Raw genomic sequence first — 15,174 nt, forward strand, 5'->3', positions numbered from 1 at the left:
GTCGGACAGGGTACGGTCGAAATTGCTCATCATCGTTGACTGACCTCGGCGCTCTGCGCCGGTGCGTATTCGGCCTTGAGCTGGCCGCCGTCGTCCAGCAGCCAGGCGTCCATCACCTGCTTGACCACCGGCGCGGCCACGCCGGAACCGGACTCGCCGTTCTCCACCATCACCGCCACGGCGATCTGCGGGTTCTGCGCCGGGGCGAAGGCGACGAACAGGGCGTGGTCGCGGTGACGTTCCTGGAGTTTCTCGCGGTCGTACTTCTCGCCCTGCTTGATCGCCACCACCTGGGCCGTGCCACTCTTGCCGGCGATGCGGTAGACCGAGCTGTCGCCGACCTTGCGCGCGGTGCCGCGGGCGCCGTGCAGCACCTGCTCCATGCCGCGGATGCCATAGTCCCAGAACTTCGCATCGCGCAGGACGATGTCCGGCAGCGGGTTGGAATCGACCGGCAGCGCGCCGTCGATGCTCTTGGCCAGGTGCGGGCGAATCCACTTGCCGCGGGTGGCCATCAGCGCGGTGGCCTGGGCCAGCTGCAGCGGCGTGGTCTGCATGTAGCCCTGACCGATGCCGAGGATCAGCGTCTCGCCCGGGTACCAGGGCTGGCGGTAGCGCGCGCGCTTCCAGTCGCGCGACGGCATCAGCCCGGCGGTCTCCTCGAACATGTCCAGCGCCACGCGCTGGCCCAGGCCGAAGCGGCTCATATAGGCGTGCATGCGGTCGACGCCCATCTTGTGCGCCAGGTCGTAGAAGTAGGTGTCGTTGGAGCGGGCGATGGCCAGTTCCAGGTCGACCCAGCCGTCGCCGCTGCGGTTCCAGTTGCGGTACTTGTGGCTGTGATTGGGCAACTGGTAGAAGCCCGGGTCGAACACCCGCGAGGTGGGCGTGACCACCCCGGCATCGAGGCCGGCCACCGCCACCATCGGCTTGATGGTCGAGCCCGGCGGGTAGAGGCCGCGCAGCACGCGGTTGTACAGCGGCTGGTCGATGGAGTCGCGCAGCTCGCCATAGGCCTTGAAGCTGATGCCGGTGACGAAGGGGTTGGGGTCGAAGCTGGGCTGGCTGACCATCGCCAGCACCTCGCCGGTCTGCGGCTGGATCGCCACCACCGCGCCGCGGCGCCCGCCCAGGGCCTGCTCGGCCGCCTCCTGCAGGCGCACGTCGAGGCTCAGCACAATGTCCTTGCCCGGCTTCGGGTCGATGCGGTTGAGCACCCGCAGCACCCGCCCGCGGGCGTTGGTCTCGACTTCCTCGTAACCCACCTCGCCGTGCAGCTCGTCCTCGTAGAAGCGTTCGATGCCGGTCTTGCCGATATGGTGGGTGCCGGCATAGTCGGTGGGGTCGAGGCGCTTGAGCTCCTGCTCGTTGATCCGCCCGACATAGCCCACCGAATGGGCGAAATGCTCGCGCTGCGGGTAGTGGCGCACCAGCTGCGCCGCCACCTCGACGCCGGGCAGGCGGAACTGGTTGACCGCGATGCGGGCGATCTGCTCCTCGGACAGCTCGAACAGGATCGGCACCGGCTCGAACGGCCGCCACCCCTGGCGCACGCGCTTGTCGAAGAGGGCGCGTTCGTCCGCCGACAGCTCCAGCACCTCGACCACCACGTCCAGCACCTGCTGCCAGTCGCCGGCGCGCTCGCGGGTCACGGTGAGGCTGAAGCTGGGGCGGTTATCGGCGATGATCACGCCGTTGCGGTCGAAGATCAGCCCGCGGGTCGGCGGAATCGGCTGCACGTGGATGCGGTTGTTCTCCGCCAGGGTGGTGTGATGCTCGTACTGCACCACCTGCAGGTAGTACATGCGCGCCACCAGCACGGCGCTCAGCAGCAGGATCGCGACGCCGCCGACCAGCACGCGCCGGCGCACCTGGCGGGCGTCCTTTTCGTGATCCTTGAGGCGAATCGGCTGCGGCATCGGCTACTGCTGACTATTTGTGATAGGGATGGCCGGACAAGACGGTCCAGGCCCGGTAGATCTGTTCGCCGAGCAGGATTCTCACCAGCGGGTGCGGCAGGGTCAGCGGCGACAACGACCAGCGCTGCTCGCTGCGCGCGCAGACCTCAGGCGCCAGCCCTTCCGGGCCGCCGACCATGAGGTTGACGGTGCGCGCATCCAGACGCCAGCGGTCCAGCTCGGCGGCCAACTGCTCGGTGCTCCACGGCTTGCCATGGACCTCGAGGGTGACGATGCGTTCGCCCGGCTGCACCTTGCTCAGCATCGCCTCGCCCTCCTGACGGATCAGGCGGGCGACGTCGGCGTTCTTGCCGCGCGTGTTCAGCGGGATTTCCACCAGCTCCAGCGGCAACTCGGCCGGCAGGCGCTTGACGTACTCCTGCCAGCCCTCCTCGACCCAGCGCGGCATGCGCGAGCCGACGGCGATCAGCTTGATCCGCACGGTTCGCGCTTACTCGGCCGAGTGCTGGGCGCGGCTCTGCTCGGCGCCCTGCCACAGGCGCTCGAGGTCGTAGAACTGGCGCGCGGTGGGCAGCATCACGTGGACGACGATGTCGCCCAGGTCGAGCAGGGCCCATTCGCCGCTGTCCAGGCCTTCGCTGCCGATCGGGCGCACGCCGCGCTCCTTGACCTTCTCCAGGACGTTGTCCACCAGCGCCTTGACCTGACGGCTGGAGCTACCGCTGGCGATCACCATGAAATCGGTGATGCTGGTCTTGTCCTTGACGTCGATCACGGTGATGTCGCTCGCCTTGATCTCTTCCAGCGCCGCGACGGCGATCTTGACCAGCTCGTCGCTGGGCATGCTGTGCTTCTTCATAAATGACTCGTTTGCCTCGTGTAATGGGACGCCTGCGCACATGCGCGACGCTTCAAGCATGCGGCGCAGAATACAAACCCTGCGCCTGGATATAGGCCAGTACCGCATCCGGCAGCAGAAAACGCGCCGATTGGCCGGCCGCCAGCAACTGGCGAATCTGTGTGGCCGACACCGCCAGCGGGGTCTGCCAGATGAAACTGATCTGCCCGCCCGGCCCCTGCAGGCTCAGCGGGTCGCTGACGCTGCGTGCCGCCAGCAGGTCGCGCAGCGCCTCCGGCGCCTCGCTGTCGGCATCCGGCCGCTGCAGCACCAGCAGGTGGCAGTGCTCGAGCAACTCCTGCCAACGGTGCCAGCTCGGCAGGCCGCAGAAGGCGTCCCAGCCGAGCAGGAGAAACAGCTGGTCGTGCGCCGCCAGCTCGCCACGCAGCGACTCCAGGGTGTCCAGCGTGTACGACGGCTTGTCGCGCTTCAGCTCGCGGTCGTCGACCTTGAGCCGCGGCTCGCCGACCACCGCCAGCTCGACCATGGCCAGACGCTGCTCGGCGCTCACCTGCGGCGCCTGGCGATGCGGCGGGCGCGCGCTGGGCACCAGGCGCAACTCGTCCAGGGCCATGAACTCGGTCACCTCCAGCGCCGCGCGCAGGTGGCCGATATGCACCGGATTGAAGGTGCCGCCGAGCAGGCCGATGCGTCGGGGAGCGCTGGGTTTAGCCATTCTGCCCGCGCAACTGGCCATCGCCGATGACCACGTACTTCTCGCAGGTCAGCCCCTCCAGGCCGACCGGGCCGCGGGCGTGCAGCTTGTCGGTGGAAATGCCGATCTCCGCGCCCAGGCCGTACTCGAAACCGTCGGCGAAGCAGGTCGGCGCATTGAGCATCACCGAGGCGGAGTCCACCTCGGCGAGAAAGCGTCGGGCATGGCCCTGGTGTTCGGTGACGATGGCGTCGGTATGCTGCGAACCGTACTGATTGATGTGCTCGATCGCCGCATCCAGGCCGTCGACCACGCGGATCGACAGGATCGCCGCCAGGTACTCGGTGCCCCAGTCTTCTTCCGTGGCCGGCAGCGCCGCGATCAGCGCGCGCGTGCGCTCGCAGCCGCGCAGCTCGACGCCCTTGGCGCGGAAACGCTCGGCCATGCCCGGCAGAAACGCGGCGGCCACCGCCTGATCCACCAGCAGCGTCTCCATGGCGCCGCAGATGCCGTAGCGATAGGTCTTGGCGTTGAAGGCGATGTCGCCGGCCTTGGCCAGGTCGGCCTGGGCATCGACATAGACGTGGCAGATGCCGTCCAGGTGCTTGATCACCGGCACCCGCGCATCCTTGCTGATGCGCTCGATCAGGCCCTTGCCGCCGCGCGGCACGATCACGTCGACGAACTCCGGCATGGCGATCAGCTCGCCCACCGCGGCGCGGTCGGTGGTTGCCACCACCTGCACGCAGGCGGCCGGCAGACCGGACTCGGCCAGGCCCTGCTGGATGCAGGCGGCGATGGCGCGGTTGGAGTGGATCGCCTCCGAGCCGCCGCGCAGGATGGTGGCGTTGCCCGACTTCAGGCACAGGCTGGCGGCATCGATGGTCACGTTGGGCCGCGACTCGTAGATGATGCCGATCACCCCCAGCGGCACGCGCATCTTGCCGACCTGGATACCGGACGGACGGTAGCTCATGTCGCGGATGGCGCCGACCGGGTCGGGCAGGCTGGCGACCTGGCGCAGGCCCTCGATCATCCCGTCGATGCGTGCCGGGGTCAGCGCCAGGCGGTCGAGCAGGGCCGGTTCCAGGCCATTGGCGCGGCCGGCGGCCAGGTCCAGTTCGTTGGCGGCGGAAAGCTCGGCGCGGGCGGCGTCGAGGGCGGCGGCGGCGGCCTGCAGGGCGCGGTTCTTCTGCGCGGTGCTGGCCCGGGCGAGCACCCGCGAAGCCTGGCGGGCGGCCTGGCCCAGGCGGGTCATGTAAGCGTGCACGGACTCGGTCATGGCGGCGGAGGTCTGGCAATTGAAAAAAGGGGCTGATTATAGCGGGCTCGCGAGGCCGCGCCCAGCGGCGTCCGGTAAGCGGTCGGGGTCATGGTCGCGGGAGGGGCTTTAGCCGCGACGCCAGCCCCATGCCGCCTCGCTACCGCGGGTCGCCGCTAAAGCGCCTCCCACAAGTGGCCGTCTGACGTCCGCGAGGCCTGCAGCGGCGGTAGACGGCGCGTTCGCCAGCGCTCGTCGGTAACGCCGCCAGGCCCATCACAGCGGGCCTGGCGCTGCGACGGTGACACCCGCCGGCGCAGGCCGCCCGAAGGTTGGGTAAACAAAAACCGGCGCAATGTTTACCTTCAAGCTCAGCTTTTGTCCGACAAGATCGCGCCGGCGCAGTGTGCCGCCCCACTCATAAGAACAACAACGCCGGAGTGCATAGCATGCGTTACCGCACCGACTACAGCGCCGCCCTGCTCGCCAGCCCGCCCGCGATCCTGGCCATCGGCGACTGGCGCCTGCACTACCAGGCCTATTCGAGCCGCGAGCAAGACGGACGCGCACCGGTGCTGCTGCTCGGCGGCGCCTTCCAGAGTTTTCGCTCCTTCGCCGCCGAGGTCGACGAGCTGCTCGCCGCCCACCCGGTGATCCTGCTCGACCTGCCCAGCCAGGGCGGCAACCTGCAGCTGGCGCCGGAACTGGGCCTGGAGCAACTGGCCGACCTGATCGCCGCCTTCGCCGAACAGCTGCAGCTGCCGCCGCTGATGCCCATCGGCCTGTCCTACGGCTCGGCGCTGGCCGCACTGTTCGCCGCGCGCCATCCGCAGCGCTGCGCGCGCCTGCTGCTGGCCGGCATCACCGCCTTCGGCCGGCCCGGCGCACGGCTGCTGCTGGAAGAGGGCCTGGCCCTGCTCGACGAGGGCCGCACCGGCGAATTCGCCCAGGGCGCGCTGACCGGCCTGCTCAACCCGCTGCACCTGGACGACACCGGCATCGCGCCGGTATTTCGCAAGGCCCTGCTGCGGCAGATCCAGCGCCTGAGCCCGGCCGAGGTCGAGCGCTACCGGCAGAACAGCCGGCGCCTGCTGGCCTTCTCGGGCTTTGCCCGCCACCCGCAGTGCCCGACCCTGGTACTGGCCGGCGAACACGACCATTTCACCCAACCCTGGGAGCACGCCCACTTCGCCGCGGCCTGCGTCGAGGGCGAATGCGCCCTGGTGCACCAGGCCGACCACCTCGCCCAGTTCGAGCGGCGCGAGGCCTGCGCCGCGCTCTATCGCCCCTTCCTCGGCGAACGCCCGCTGCCGGCCCGCGGCCCGGGCAGCACACGGTTGCCGCGCGAGCGACTGCTGAGCCTGGACAAGCGCTGCGAACCGCGCCGGGCGCCGCGCCAGCGCCAGGCCGTACTGCGCCATGCCGACGGCCAGCACTGGCCGGTGGAGCTCAACGAGCTGGGCTTCTTCGGCGGCCTGCTGCAGGCCGACCTGCCGAGCGAACTGCCCGGCCGCGGCTGGCAGCTGCTGGCCGGCGAACTGCCGGCGCAGCCGCTGTTGCCGCTGCGCCGCGACGCCCAGGGCCTGGCCTTCGTCTTCCCGCACACCGACGTCGCCGCCAGCCAGGCGCTGGCCGCGCTGATCCACCCGGCACCGCTGCCGGCAGCGGCCTGCGCGTAGCCCGGATGCAATCCGGGACATGAGTGCAAAGAGCCCCCGGATTTCATCCGGGCTACATAAGACCGTCGGGCTGCCCTACACCTGCGCCTCAATCACCCGCACCAGCCCCGGCAGCCGCGCCGGCGGCAGGCCGAGGCCGGGCGCATCGGCGCTGGGGTCGAAGACCTGCACCCTGGCGAACCCGCAACGCTGGAAGCCCGCCACTATCTCGCCGTGATCGCGGTAATGCAGCGGATAGCTGCCGCGGGTCAGCCGGCCGATCAGCTCGACGCCCCAGCGCAGCTGGCGGTAGCGCGGATGCTCGCGCAAATCCGGATACAGCTCGGTCAGGTAGGTGCCGCCGGCGAAGCCGCGCAGCTCGATGGCCAGGCGGCTCCAGAAGCCCTCGATCAGCGCCAGCGGGAAGTAGTTGACCAGCCCCTCGGTGATCACCAGCACCGGCTGCCGGCGATCCAGCTCGGCGAACAGCGCGGCCAGGCTGTGACGGCCCTGCTCGGCGAGGATATCCACCGCGCGCACCTGGTGCTCGCCGCCCAGCCAGCCCTCGCCGTGCAGCAGCAGGCGCTTGCGCGCGGCCATGGCCGGCAGGTCCGCCTCGACATAGCGCAACTGCGGGTAACGCGCGCAGAAGCGCCGGCCGCGCGGCGACAGGCCGCAGGCGATTTCCACCACCTGGCGCACGCCGCCCTGCTCGATGGCGGCGGTCAGCTGCGCATCGATCTGCAGGTGGCGCTGCAGCAGGAAGGCCTCGATATCCAGGCCGAAGCCGACCCGCGCGCCCCAGGTGACGGGCCACAGCAGCTTGTGCACGAAACGGCCGAAGGCGGTGACGAAGGCCGGCTCGGCCAGACGGTGGCGGTACCAGACGTAACCGGTGTAGTGCGCGGACGGGCTGATATGGGCGCTGCTGGCACGGCTGCGTTCAGGCATTTTTAAGGCTCTTATTGTTATGCTCGCGGCCCAGCCTAAGCCGCCGCGAGCCCCTACGACAGCCCATGCCCGCCGAACCCACCCTTAGTTTGCCCTGGCCGCAGGCCCGCCCGCTGGCCGACGCCTTCTTCGACCGCGATGCCCAGCTGGTGGCGCGCGAGCTGCTCGGCAAGGTGATCCGCCACCGCGTCGGCGCACTCTGGCTCAGCGCACGGATCATCGAGACCGAGGCCTATTACCTGGTCGACAAGGGCAGCCATGCCTCGCTCGGCTACACCGAGAAGCGCAAGGCGCTGTTCGCAGATGGCGGGCACATCTACATGTATTACGCGCGTGGCGGCGACTCGCTGAACTTCAGCGCCCATGGCCCGGGCAACGCCGTGCTGATCAAATCCGCCCACCCCTGGCTGGATGCCGTCAGCGACGCGGCGGCGCTGGCGGCGATGCAGCGCAACAACCCGGCCAGCGACGGTTCGCCGCGCCCGCCGCAGCGCCTGTGCGCCGGCCAGACCCTGCTGTGCAAGGCACTGGGCCTCAAGGTGGCGGACTGGGACGCGCGCCGCTTCGATCCACAGCGCCTGTTCGTCGAGGATGTCGAGGAACGCCCGCAGCACATCGTGCAGTGCGCGCGCCTGGGCATCCCCAAGGGCCGCGACGAACACCTGCCCTACCGCTTCGTCGATGCCGCCTTCGCCCGCCACTGCACGCGCAACCCGCTGCGCCGCGGCCAGGTCGAAGGCCAGGATTACCGCCTGTTGCCAAGCGCAGGAGACGCGCCATGAGCGCCTGGCTGGAACACCTCACCGACTGGCTCGGCGGCAACCCCGAGTGGCTGGGACTGGCCATCTTCCTCATCGCCCTGTTCGAGTGCCTGGCCCTGGTCGGCATCCTCCTGCCCGGCGTGCTGCTGCTGTTCAGCGTCGCCCTGCTGGCCGGCAGCGGCGTGCTGACGCTGTGGCAGACCCTGCTGCTGGCCTATGCCGGCGGCCTGTGCGGCGACCTGCTGTCGTACGGCCTCGGCCGCCGCTTCAAGCAGGACATCCCGCGCCTGCCGCTGCTGCGCCGCCACCCCGAATGGGTGCTGCGCGCCGAGCTGTATTTCCAGCGCTACGGCATGGCCAGCCTGCTGGTGGGGCGTTTTATCGGCCCGTTGCGGCCGATGCTGCCGCTGGCCGCCGGCATGCTCGGCATGCCGCTGCCGCGCTTTATCGCCATCAGCCTGCTGGCCGCCGCCGGCTGGGCGGTGGCCTACCTGCTGCCCGGCTGGGCCACCGGCGCTGCGCTGCGCCTGCCGATGGCCGAGGGTTTCTGGGGCGAGGCGGCGATTCTGCTGGCCGGCATCGGCCTGATCCTGCTGCTGACGGTGCAGGCCAGCCTGGCCGAGAAGCGCTACGCCTGCCTGCTCGGCGGCGGCCTGAGCCTGCTGTTGCTGCTGGCCCTGATGCTCGGCTGGCCGCACCTGGACGCCCTCGACCAGGGCCTGATGACCCTGGTGCAGGAGCAGCGCCAGGCCCATCTGGACGCGCCCATGGTGCTGCTCACCCGGCTCGGCGACCTGCGTACCCAGCTGGCCGCCGCCATTCTGCTGTGCGGCCTGCTGCTGCTCGCCCGGCAGTGGCGGCCGGCGCTGTTCGCCGGCACCACCCTGCTATGCACCGCACTGGCCAACGGCGCGCTGAAGAACGGCTTCGCCCGCGTCCGCCCGGACATCCTCAGCGAACCGCTGACCAGCTTCAGCTTCCCCAGCGGGCACAGCTCGGCGGCCTTCGCCTTCTTCCTGGTGCTCGGCGTGTTGGCCGGCCGCGGCCAGGGCGCGCGGCTGCGCCTGGCCTGGCTGCTGCTGGCCAGCCTGCCGGCGCTGGCCATCGCCCTGTCGCGGGTCTACCTCGGCGTGCACTGGCCCAGCGACATCATCGCCGGCGCCCTGCTGGCCTGCGCCGTGTGCGGCCTGAGCCTGGCCGCCAGCCAGCGCCGGCAGACGCTGACGGCGCTACCGGCACGGCTCTGGTGGCTGCTGCTGCCGGCCTGCCTGGCGCTGCTCGGCGGCATGGCAACCTGGCACCTGTCCGCCGCCGTGCTGCGCTACAGCTACTAGAGACGCCGCTACAGGCGGAACTTGCCCATCTGCCCGGCCAGGTCGTCGGCCAGGCGACTGAGGGTCTGGCAGTCCTCGCGGCAGGCGCGCACCTCGCCGGCGGTGGCGTGGGCCAGGTCGGCGATGCCCTGCACGTTGCGGTTGATCTCCTCGGTCACCGAGCTCTGCTCCTCGGTGGCCGCCGCCACCTGGGTGTTCATGTCGCTGATCGCCTCCACCTGCGCGGTGATGGCGCCGAGCGACTGACCGGTGCGCTGGCTGGCCTCGACGCCGGTGCCGGTGGCCGCCTGGCCGGCGTGCATCGAGCTGACCGCGGCCTCGGCGCCGTGCTTGAGGCGCTGGATCATCTGCTGGATCTCGTCGGTGGAGGCCTGGGTGCGGCTGGCCAGGGTGCGCACCTCGTCGGCCACCACGGCGAAGCCGCGGCCCATCTCGCCGGCGCGCGCCGCCTCGATGGCGGCGTTGAGCGCCAGCAGGTTGGTCTGCTCGGAGATGCCGCGGATCACCGCCAACACCTGGTCGATCGAGGCCACCTGCTCGGCCAGCTCGGCCACCGCGCCGGCGGCGGTGCCGATATCGGCGGACATCTGCTCGATATGGCCGATGGATTGGCGCACCACCTGGCGCGCCTGCTGCGCCTCGTCGCGGGCGCTGTGCGAGGACTGCGCGGCGCTGCTGGCGTTGCGCGCGATCTCCTGCACGGTCAGGCCCATCTCGTGCACCGCGGTGGCCACCATGTCGGTCATTTCCTGCTGCTGGCCGGCGCGCCCGGCGGTGTTCTCCACCACCTGGGCGACCTGGCCGACCGCGCCGCGCAGGCGCTCGCTGGTGGCCAGCACCTCGCCGATCAGCTCGCGCTGGCTGGCCAGGAAGCGGTTGAAGCCACGCGCCAGGTCGCCCAGCTCGTCGCCACGCGACTCGTCGAGACGGCGGGTCAGGTCGCCGCCGCCGCCACCGATTTCCACCAGCGCCTGGGTCACCTGGCGGATCGGCCGCACCAGGCCGCGCGCCAGCAGCACCACCAGGCCGAGGAACAGCAGCGCCACGGCGACGCCGATCAGGCTGGTCAGCAGCAGCGCCTGGCGCGCCTCGGCATAGATTTCCGCCTCCGGCACCTCGCTGACCAGCAGCCAGTCGAGGCTGGCGAACTTCTGCGCTACCGCCAGGAAGGCCTCGCCGTCGCGCTCGAAACGCACCGCGCGGCCGTCGCCGAGCAGCACCTGGCGCGCCGCCTCGGCACCGAACAGCTGCTCCAGCTGGCCGCTGCCGCTGAGCTCGGAGCGCGGATGCACCTTGACCCCGCCCTGGCCGTCGACCAGGAACACCTGGCCCTGCTGCCCGAAGCGGAACTCGCTGATCATCTTCGACATGTCCGCCAGGTCGTAGCCCAGGCCGGACACGCCGAGGGTCTTGCCGCCCTGCTTGATGCGCTGGTTGATGAACAGGGTCGGCTGACGCGTACCCTTGTCGATGTCGATTTCCAGCACCCGGTCGCGATCGCCGTCGACCAGGCGATAGAACCACTGGTTCTCCGCCTGGCTGCGGTCGAGGGTGCGCATCAGCCCCTCGCCGGTGGTGTAGTTGCCGCTGGCCAGGCCGACGATGGAGGTGGTCATGGCGTTCTGCTGGGCGCGCACGCCCTCCAGGTAGCGGGCGAACTCGTCGCGCCGCGCCTCGTCCTCGCCGGCCGCCAGCCAGTCCTGCACCAGACTGTTCTCGGCGATCGAGGCGTTGGCGGTGATCGGCGCGGTGAGCACCCGCTCCAGATCGTTGCGGATCGCCAGCACCCGCGCCGGCAAGGCCTCCTCCACCAGGTAGCGTTCGGTCAGGCGATCGACCACCGCCGAGTAGATGCCGACCACGATGAGGATGCTGGCCAGCAGGGCGGCGCCCATGCTGAGGATCAACTGCCACTGAATGCTGCGTTGCCAGAGGCGCATGGGGAGTCTCCCGCTTATTGTTGGAATCAGGACGAGCGACTGGATACAGAATTGTTCACAATTTGTAAATCCATGACCGCTGACCGGTCTATCGGCGGCGTCGCGCCAAGCTTGATCGCCGCTTGGCGGCCATCCTCGGCAGAGCCAGCCTTGGCGGGGGCAATGGATTCGAGCAGGCGCCGCGGAGAGCGGCGGCAAAGGCGCGCTAGGTGGCCAGCAGGCCCTTCCAGCGCAGCAGCGCCAGTAGAGCGCTGCTGCTGAAGAAGGCCAGCAGCGTCAGCACGCCAGGCGCTGCGGGCTGTCCACTCGCAACTGCGCCAGGCGTGAACGGGTGCGGGCGAAGTCGAGGATGCCGACGCCGGCACACAGCGCCTCCAGGCCGGCCTCGCCCTGCAGCCAGAGCTCGACGCCGGCGTCGTAGGCGATATCGACGAAGTTGACCAGGCGCTGCTGCTCGTCCGCCGAGCAGCGCCCGAGCGGCGGCAATTGGCCGACGGCGATACGGGCGAAACGCCGGCACAGCTCCAGGTAGTCGGCGCTGGCCAGCGGCTGGCGGCACAGCGCGGCGAAGTCCAGCCACAGGCCGCGCTCGTGCGCCGCCCAGGCCGTCAGGCTACGCCGCCCCAGCGCCACCTGCTGCGGCCCCGCGCGGGCGCCCAGGTGCTCGCCGAGCAGGCCGGCCGGCCCCTGCAGGTAACGCCCCCAATGCCGCGTGCTCAGCGCCCGGTAGTCGGCGCCGTCGTCCAGGCGCAGCACCAGGCAACGGCGCTGCAGCAGCTCGGCGAAGGGCTGGAAACGGCCGTGGTAGAGCGGATTGGGGCAGAGCCCGGCGGGCGCGTAGTTGGAACTCAGCAGCAGGATGCAATCCAGGCTCAGCAGGTGCTGGAGCAGGCGCCCGAGCAGGATCGCATCGCCGATGTCGTGCACGTGGAACTCGTCGAGGTAGAACAGCTGCGTCTCGCTCGCCAGCGCCTCGGCCACCCGCACCAGCGGATCGGCCTGGCCGCCGTGGGTCAGCGCACGCCGCTGCAGCTCCTGCAGCAACGCATGCACATGCATGCGACGCTTGGCTGCGAGCGGCGCGGCCTGAAACAGGGCGTCGAGCAGCAGGCTCTTGCCGCGGCCGACGCCGCCCCACAGGTAGGCGCCGGCGGCGGGCCGGCGCCGCCAGGCAGACGGCCGCAGGCGCGCCTGCAGCCAGTCGCCCAGGCGCGCCAGCATGCGCGCCTGGGCCTCATCCGGTTGCAGGCCGCGCGCCTCGATCAGGCGAACGGCCTGCGCGGCCAACTCAGAAGTCAAAGAACACGGTCTCGCCGTCCCCCTGGATACGGATGTCGAAGCGGTAGGCCGGCTTGCCGTCCACCTCGCAGCGCTTGGCGATCAGCGTCTCGCGGCGCTGCGGCTGCTCGATCAGGTTGAGCACCGGGTCCTTGGCGTTGGCCTCGGCCTCGTCCTCGAAATACAGCCGGGTGTTGAGGTGGATATTGATGCCGCGGGCGAACAGCGCGACGTTGACGTGCGGCGCCATCGGCACGCCGGCGGCGTTGTGCACCACGCCGGGCTTGATTGTGTAGGCGGTCCACTCGCTGCCGGCATCGAAGGTGGTGGCGGTGCGGCCGAAACCGTTGAACGCTTTGGACTGGTCGTAAGCCTCGTCGTAGCGGCCCTGGTGGTCGGCCTGCCACAGTTCGAGGAAGGCGTCGCGCACCAGGTGGCCGTTGCCGTCGTAGACATGGCCAAGCAGCAGGATGTGTTCGCCCGGCGCGTCGGGCCCCGCCATCTGGTTCCAGATTTCCTGCTCGCGGGTCGGGTTGCCGGCCGCGGCCAGGGCCAGGCCGATATGCACGTAGGGGCCGGCGGTCTGCGAGGGGGTTTCCGGCAGCAATTCAACAGGCATGGTCATCCCTCCTTAACGATTCTCGAAATGGGTCTTGCGCTGCCCGCGCAGCACGATATCGAAGCGGTAGGCCAGGCAATCCATGGGGTTGGCCGTGCTCATGTCGAGCTTGGCGATCAGCGTCTGCACCGCGTCGGGGTTGGCGATGGACTTGACGATCGGGCACAGCGGGATCAGCGGGTCGCCCTCGAAATACAGTTGGGTGATCAGCCGCGTGGAAATCGACGGGCCATTGAGCGAGAAATGGATATGCGCCGGGCGCCAGTCGTTGGGGCCATTGCGCCACGGGTAGGGGCCGGGCTTGATGGTGCGGAAGATGTAGCGCCCTTCGCTGTCGGTCAGCGCGCGGCCGACGCCGCCAAAGTTGGGGTCGAGCGGCGCCAGGTAGCGATCGTTCTTGTGCCGGTAGCGGCCACCGGCGTTGGCCTGCCACATTTCCACCAGGGTGTGCGGGATCGGCTTGCCGTACTGATCCATCACCCGGCCGGAAACGATGATGCGCTCGCCGATGGGCAGGCCACCTTGGTTGAAGTTGAGCAGCAGGTCGTTGTCCTGCTCGCCCATCTTCAGGTGCGAGAAGTCCGGCCCGCTGGTCTCCGAGATCGACTGCGGAATGCTCACCAGCGCCTGGCGCGGCGAGCGGGCGATGGAGGTCTTGTAGTCGGGGGTGAAGGCTTTCGGGTGCCAGTTGCGGTCGCGGATGACGAAACGGCGATTGTCCTCGGCAGGCATGGTGCGCTCCTGTTGTGGCTATCGTGGAGTCAGTGGCCACAGTGTCCGGCAAAGCGCGCGCGGGGCATATTGAAAAGACGCCGCCAATCCATAACCGAATGGTTATGAAAACAGCCCCTCGCGGTAGGCCTCGGCCACCTCGCGCAGCGCCGCGCAGAACTGCTCGGCGGCCAGCGGCAGGGCCAGCGCGCCGTTGCGGCAGATGCCCACCGAGCCGCCCGGCTCCTGCACGCCCAGCTGCAGCTCGACCAGCTCGCCGCGCTGCACGTCCAGGCACACCGCATCCTGCGGCGCCACCCACAGCGCATCGCCGGACAGCACGTAGCGCCGACTGAGCGCCGGCGACAGGGTCTCCAGGCGCTGCCGCGAGGGCGTCACCCCGCACTGCACGAACAGGCTGTCGGCGTGCTTGCGGATGGTGGTGCCGGCCGTCGGCAGCACCAACGGGTAATCGCCAAGCCGCCCCAGGGCCGCGGCGCCTGCGGCCAGCAGCGGGTGACCGGGGCGCACCACCAGGCTCATCGATTCGCTGTACAGGTGCTCGAAGGTCAGGCCCTGGATGTCCGGGCTGTCGGTCATGCGCCCGACCACCAGGTCCAGCTCGCCGACCCGCAACTGACCGAGCAGGTAGGCGCCCGGCCCGGTGGCGACGCTGACCACCAGCGCCGCATGGCGCTGGTGCAGGCGCCGCACCACCTCGGGAATCAGCAGGCTCTCGACGGTGGACAGCACGCCGACGCGCACCTGCCCGGCCTCGTGCTCGCCGCCGCGCAGGCTGTTGACCCCGTCGCGCAGCGCCTGCACGCAAGGCCCGGCGTAGCGCATGAAAGCCACCCCGGCCGGAGTCAGGGTCACGCCGCTCTTGCCGCGTTCGAACAGGCTGGCGGCGAGGATTTCCTCCAGCTCCTTGAGCGTCTTGGAGATCGCCGGCTGGCTCACCGCCAGGGCATCGGCGGCCTTGGCGAAGCTGCGCTGACGGGCGATCTCGAGAAAGCACAGCAGGTGGCGGAATTTGATTCGGGTGTCGATGTTCATCGCGGGCACCGGAGAAGGACGCGTCGATCATGCCGCAAAGCGCCGGGCCAGCCCAGCGGCCCACTGCACCTTGGTCGCACTTGGCTGACCGATGCGTCAGCTCTATGCTGCCCTCTTTTTGTGCGAGCCTGCG

At 69.9% G+C, this 15,174-nt stretch carries 14 protein-coding genes and 1 pseudogene; 3 read left to right on the top strand and 12 right to left on the bottom strand.

The features are described 5' to 3' along the window. Positions 1–29: 29 nt before the first annotated feature. The 5 genes from mrdA to ACIGKL_RS08250 form a co-directional block, all read right to left on the bottom strand. Complete coding sequence (gene mrdA / locus ACIGKL_RS08230; RefSeq protein ID WP_397486169.1) at positions 30–1,919, bottom strand: penicillin-binding protein 2; 1,890 nt, start codon at positions 1,917–1,919, stop codon at positions 30–32. A gap of 13 nt (positions 1,920–1,932) precedes the next feature. Continuing rightward, positions 1,933–2,400: a 23S rRNA (pseudouridine(1915)-N(3))-methyltransferase RlmH gene (gene rlmH, locus ACIGKL_RS08235; protein ID WP_021441823.1), complete on the bottom strand. Its 468-nt coding sequence runs from the start codon at positions 2,398–2,400 to the stop codon at positions 1,933–1,935. Between the two features lie 9 nt (positions 2,401–2,409). After that, positions 2,410–2,763 carry a ribosome silencing factor gene (gene rsfS / locus ACIGKL_RS08240; RefSeq protein WP_031302530.1) on the bottom strand — a complete coding sequence of 118 codons (354 nt, stop codon included), beginning with the start codon at positions 2,761–2,763 and terminating at the stop codon, positions 2,410–2,412. A 67-nt stretch (positions 2,764–2,830) separates the two neighbouring features. Next, entirely contained in the window at positions 2,831–3,493 is a 663-nt protein-coding gene (gene nadD / locus ACIGKL_RS08245) for a nicotinate-nucleotide adenylyltransferase (RefSeq protein WP_397486170.1), read from the bottom strand. After that, the gene (locus tag ACIGKL_RS08250) at positions 3,486–4,754 is read right to left on the bottom strand and encodes a glutamate-5-semialdehyde dehydrogenase (RefSeq protein ID WP_397486171.1); all 1,269 of its coding nucleotides are present in this window, start codon (positions 4,752–4,754) and stop codon (positions 3,486–3,488) included. The genes nadD and ACIGKL_RS08250 overlap by 8 nt, the downstream gene beginning before the upstream one ends. 428 nt (positions 4,755–5,182) lie before the next feature. Between ACIGKL_RS08250 and ACIGKL_RS08255 the strand changes: the two genes are divergently transcribed. After that, positions 5,183–6,412: an alpha/beta fold hydrolase gene (locus ACIGKL_RS08255; protein ID WP_397486172.1), complete on the top strand. Its 1,230-nt coding sequence runs from the start codon at positions 5,183–5,185 to the stop codon at positions 6,410–6,412. 75 nt (positions 6,413–6,487) lie between these two features. Here ACIGKL_RS08255 and ACIGKL_RS08260 read toward each other — a convergent pair whose 3' ends face one another. Then, positions 6,488–7,342, bottom strand: coding sequence for a class I SAM-dependent methyltransferase (locus ACIGKL_RS08260; protein ID WP_397486173.1), 855 nt, complete (start codon positions 7,340–7,342; stop codon positions 6,488–6,490). Between the two features lie 65 nt (positions 7,343–7,407). Between ACIGKL_RS08260 and ACIGKL_RS08265 the strand changes: the two genes are divergently transcribed. Continuing rightward, positions 7,408–8,124 carry a DNA-3-methyladenine glycosylase gene (locus ACIGKL_RS08265; RefSeq protein ID WP_397486174.1) on the top strand — a complete coding sequence of 239 codons (717 nt, stop codon included), beginning with the start codon at positions 7,408–7,410 and terminating at the stop codon, positions 8,122–8,124. Then, positions 8,121–9,437 carry a bifunctional DedA family/phosphatase PAP2 family protein gene (locus tag ACIGKL_RS08270; protein WP_397486175.1) on the top strand — a complete coding sequence of 439 codons (1,317 nt, stop codon included), beginning with the start codon at positions 8,121–8,123 and terminating at the stop codon, positions 9,435–9,437. The genes ACIGKL_RS08265 and ACIGKL_RS08270 overlap by 4 nt, the downstream gene beginning before the upstream one ends. A gap of 8 nt (positions 9,438–9,445) precedes the next feature. Here the strand turns inward: ACIGKL_RS08270 and ACIGKL_RS08275 are convergent, their stop codons facing one another. From ACIGKL_RS08275 to pcaQ, 6 genes and pseudogenes are all read right to left on the bottom strand, one after another. Continuing rightward, a complete protein-coding gene (locus ACIGKL_RS08275; RefSeq protein ID WP_397486271.1) occupies positions 9,446–10,183 on the bottom strand; it encodes a methyl-accepting chemotaxis protein in 738 nt (245 codons plus the stop codon). A 126-nt stretch (positions 10,184–10,309) separates the two neighbouring features. Next, positions 10,310–11,377, bottom strand: a pseudogene (locus tag ACIGKL_RS08280) (cache domain-containing protein); the annotation flags it as partial. 276 nt (positions 11,378–11,653) lie between these two features. Next, positions 11,654–12,676: a cell division protein ZapE gene (gene zapE, locus ACIGKL_RS08285; RefSeq protein ID WP_397486176.1), complete on the bottom strand. Its 1,023-nt coding sequence runs from the start codon at positions 12,674–12,676 to the stop codon at positions 11,654–11,656. Further along, positions 12,666–13,274: a protocatechuate 3,4-dioxygenase subunit alpha gene (gene pcaG / locus ACIGKL_RS08290; RefSeq protein WP_397486177.1), complete on the bottom strand. Its 609-nt coding sequence runs from the start codon at positions 13,272–13,274 to the stop codon at positions 12,666–12,668. The genes zapE and pcaG overlap by 11 nt, the downstream gene beginning before the upstream one ends. A gap of 12 nt (positions 13,275–13,286) precedes the next feature. Further along, positions 13,287–14,006, bottom strand: coding sequence for a protocatechuate 3,4-dioxygenase subunit beta (pcaH, locus tag ACIGKL_RS08295; protein WP_397486178.1), 720 nt, complete (start codon positions 14,004–14,006; stop codon positions 13,287–13,289). Between the two features lie 102 nt (positions 14,007–14,108). Then, positions 14,109–15,041, bottom strand: a complete 933-nt coding sequence (gene pcaQ / locus ACIGKL_RS08300) for a pca operon transcription factor PcaQ (RefSeq protein WP_397486179.1) — start codon at positions 15,039–15,041, stop codon at positions 14,109–14,111. Between the last annotated feature and the right edge of the window lie 133 nt (positions 15,042–15,174).

The organism is Pseudomonas sp. NPDC077186, from assembly GCF_044543505.1.
GTDB lineage: Bacteria > Pseudomonadota > Gammaproteobacteria > Pseudomonadales > Pseudomonadaceae > Aquipseudomonas.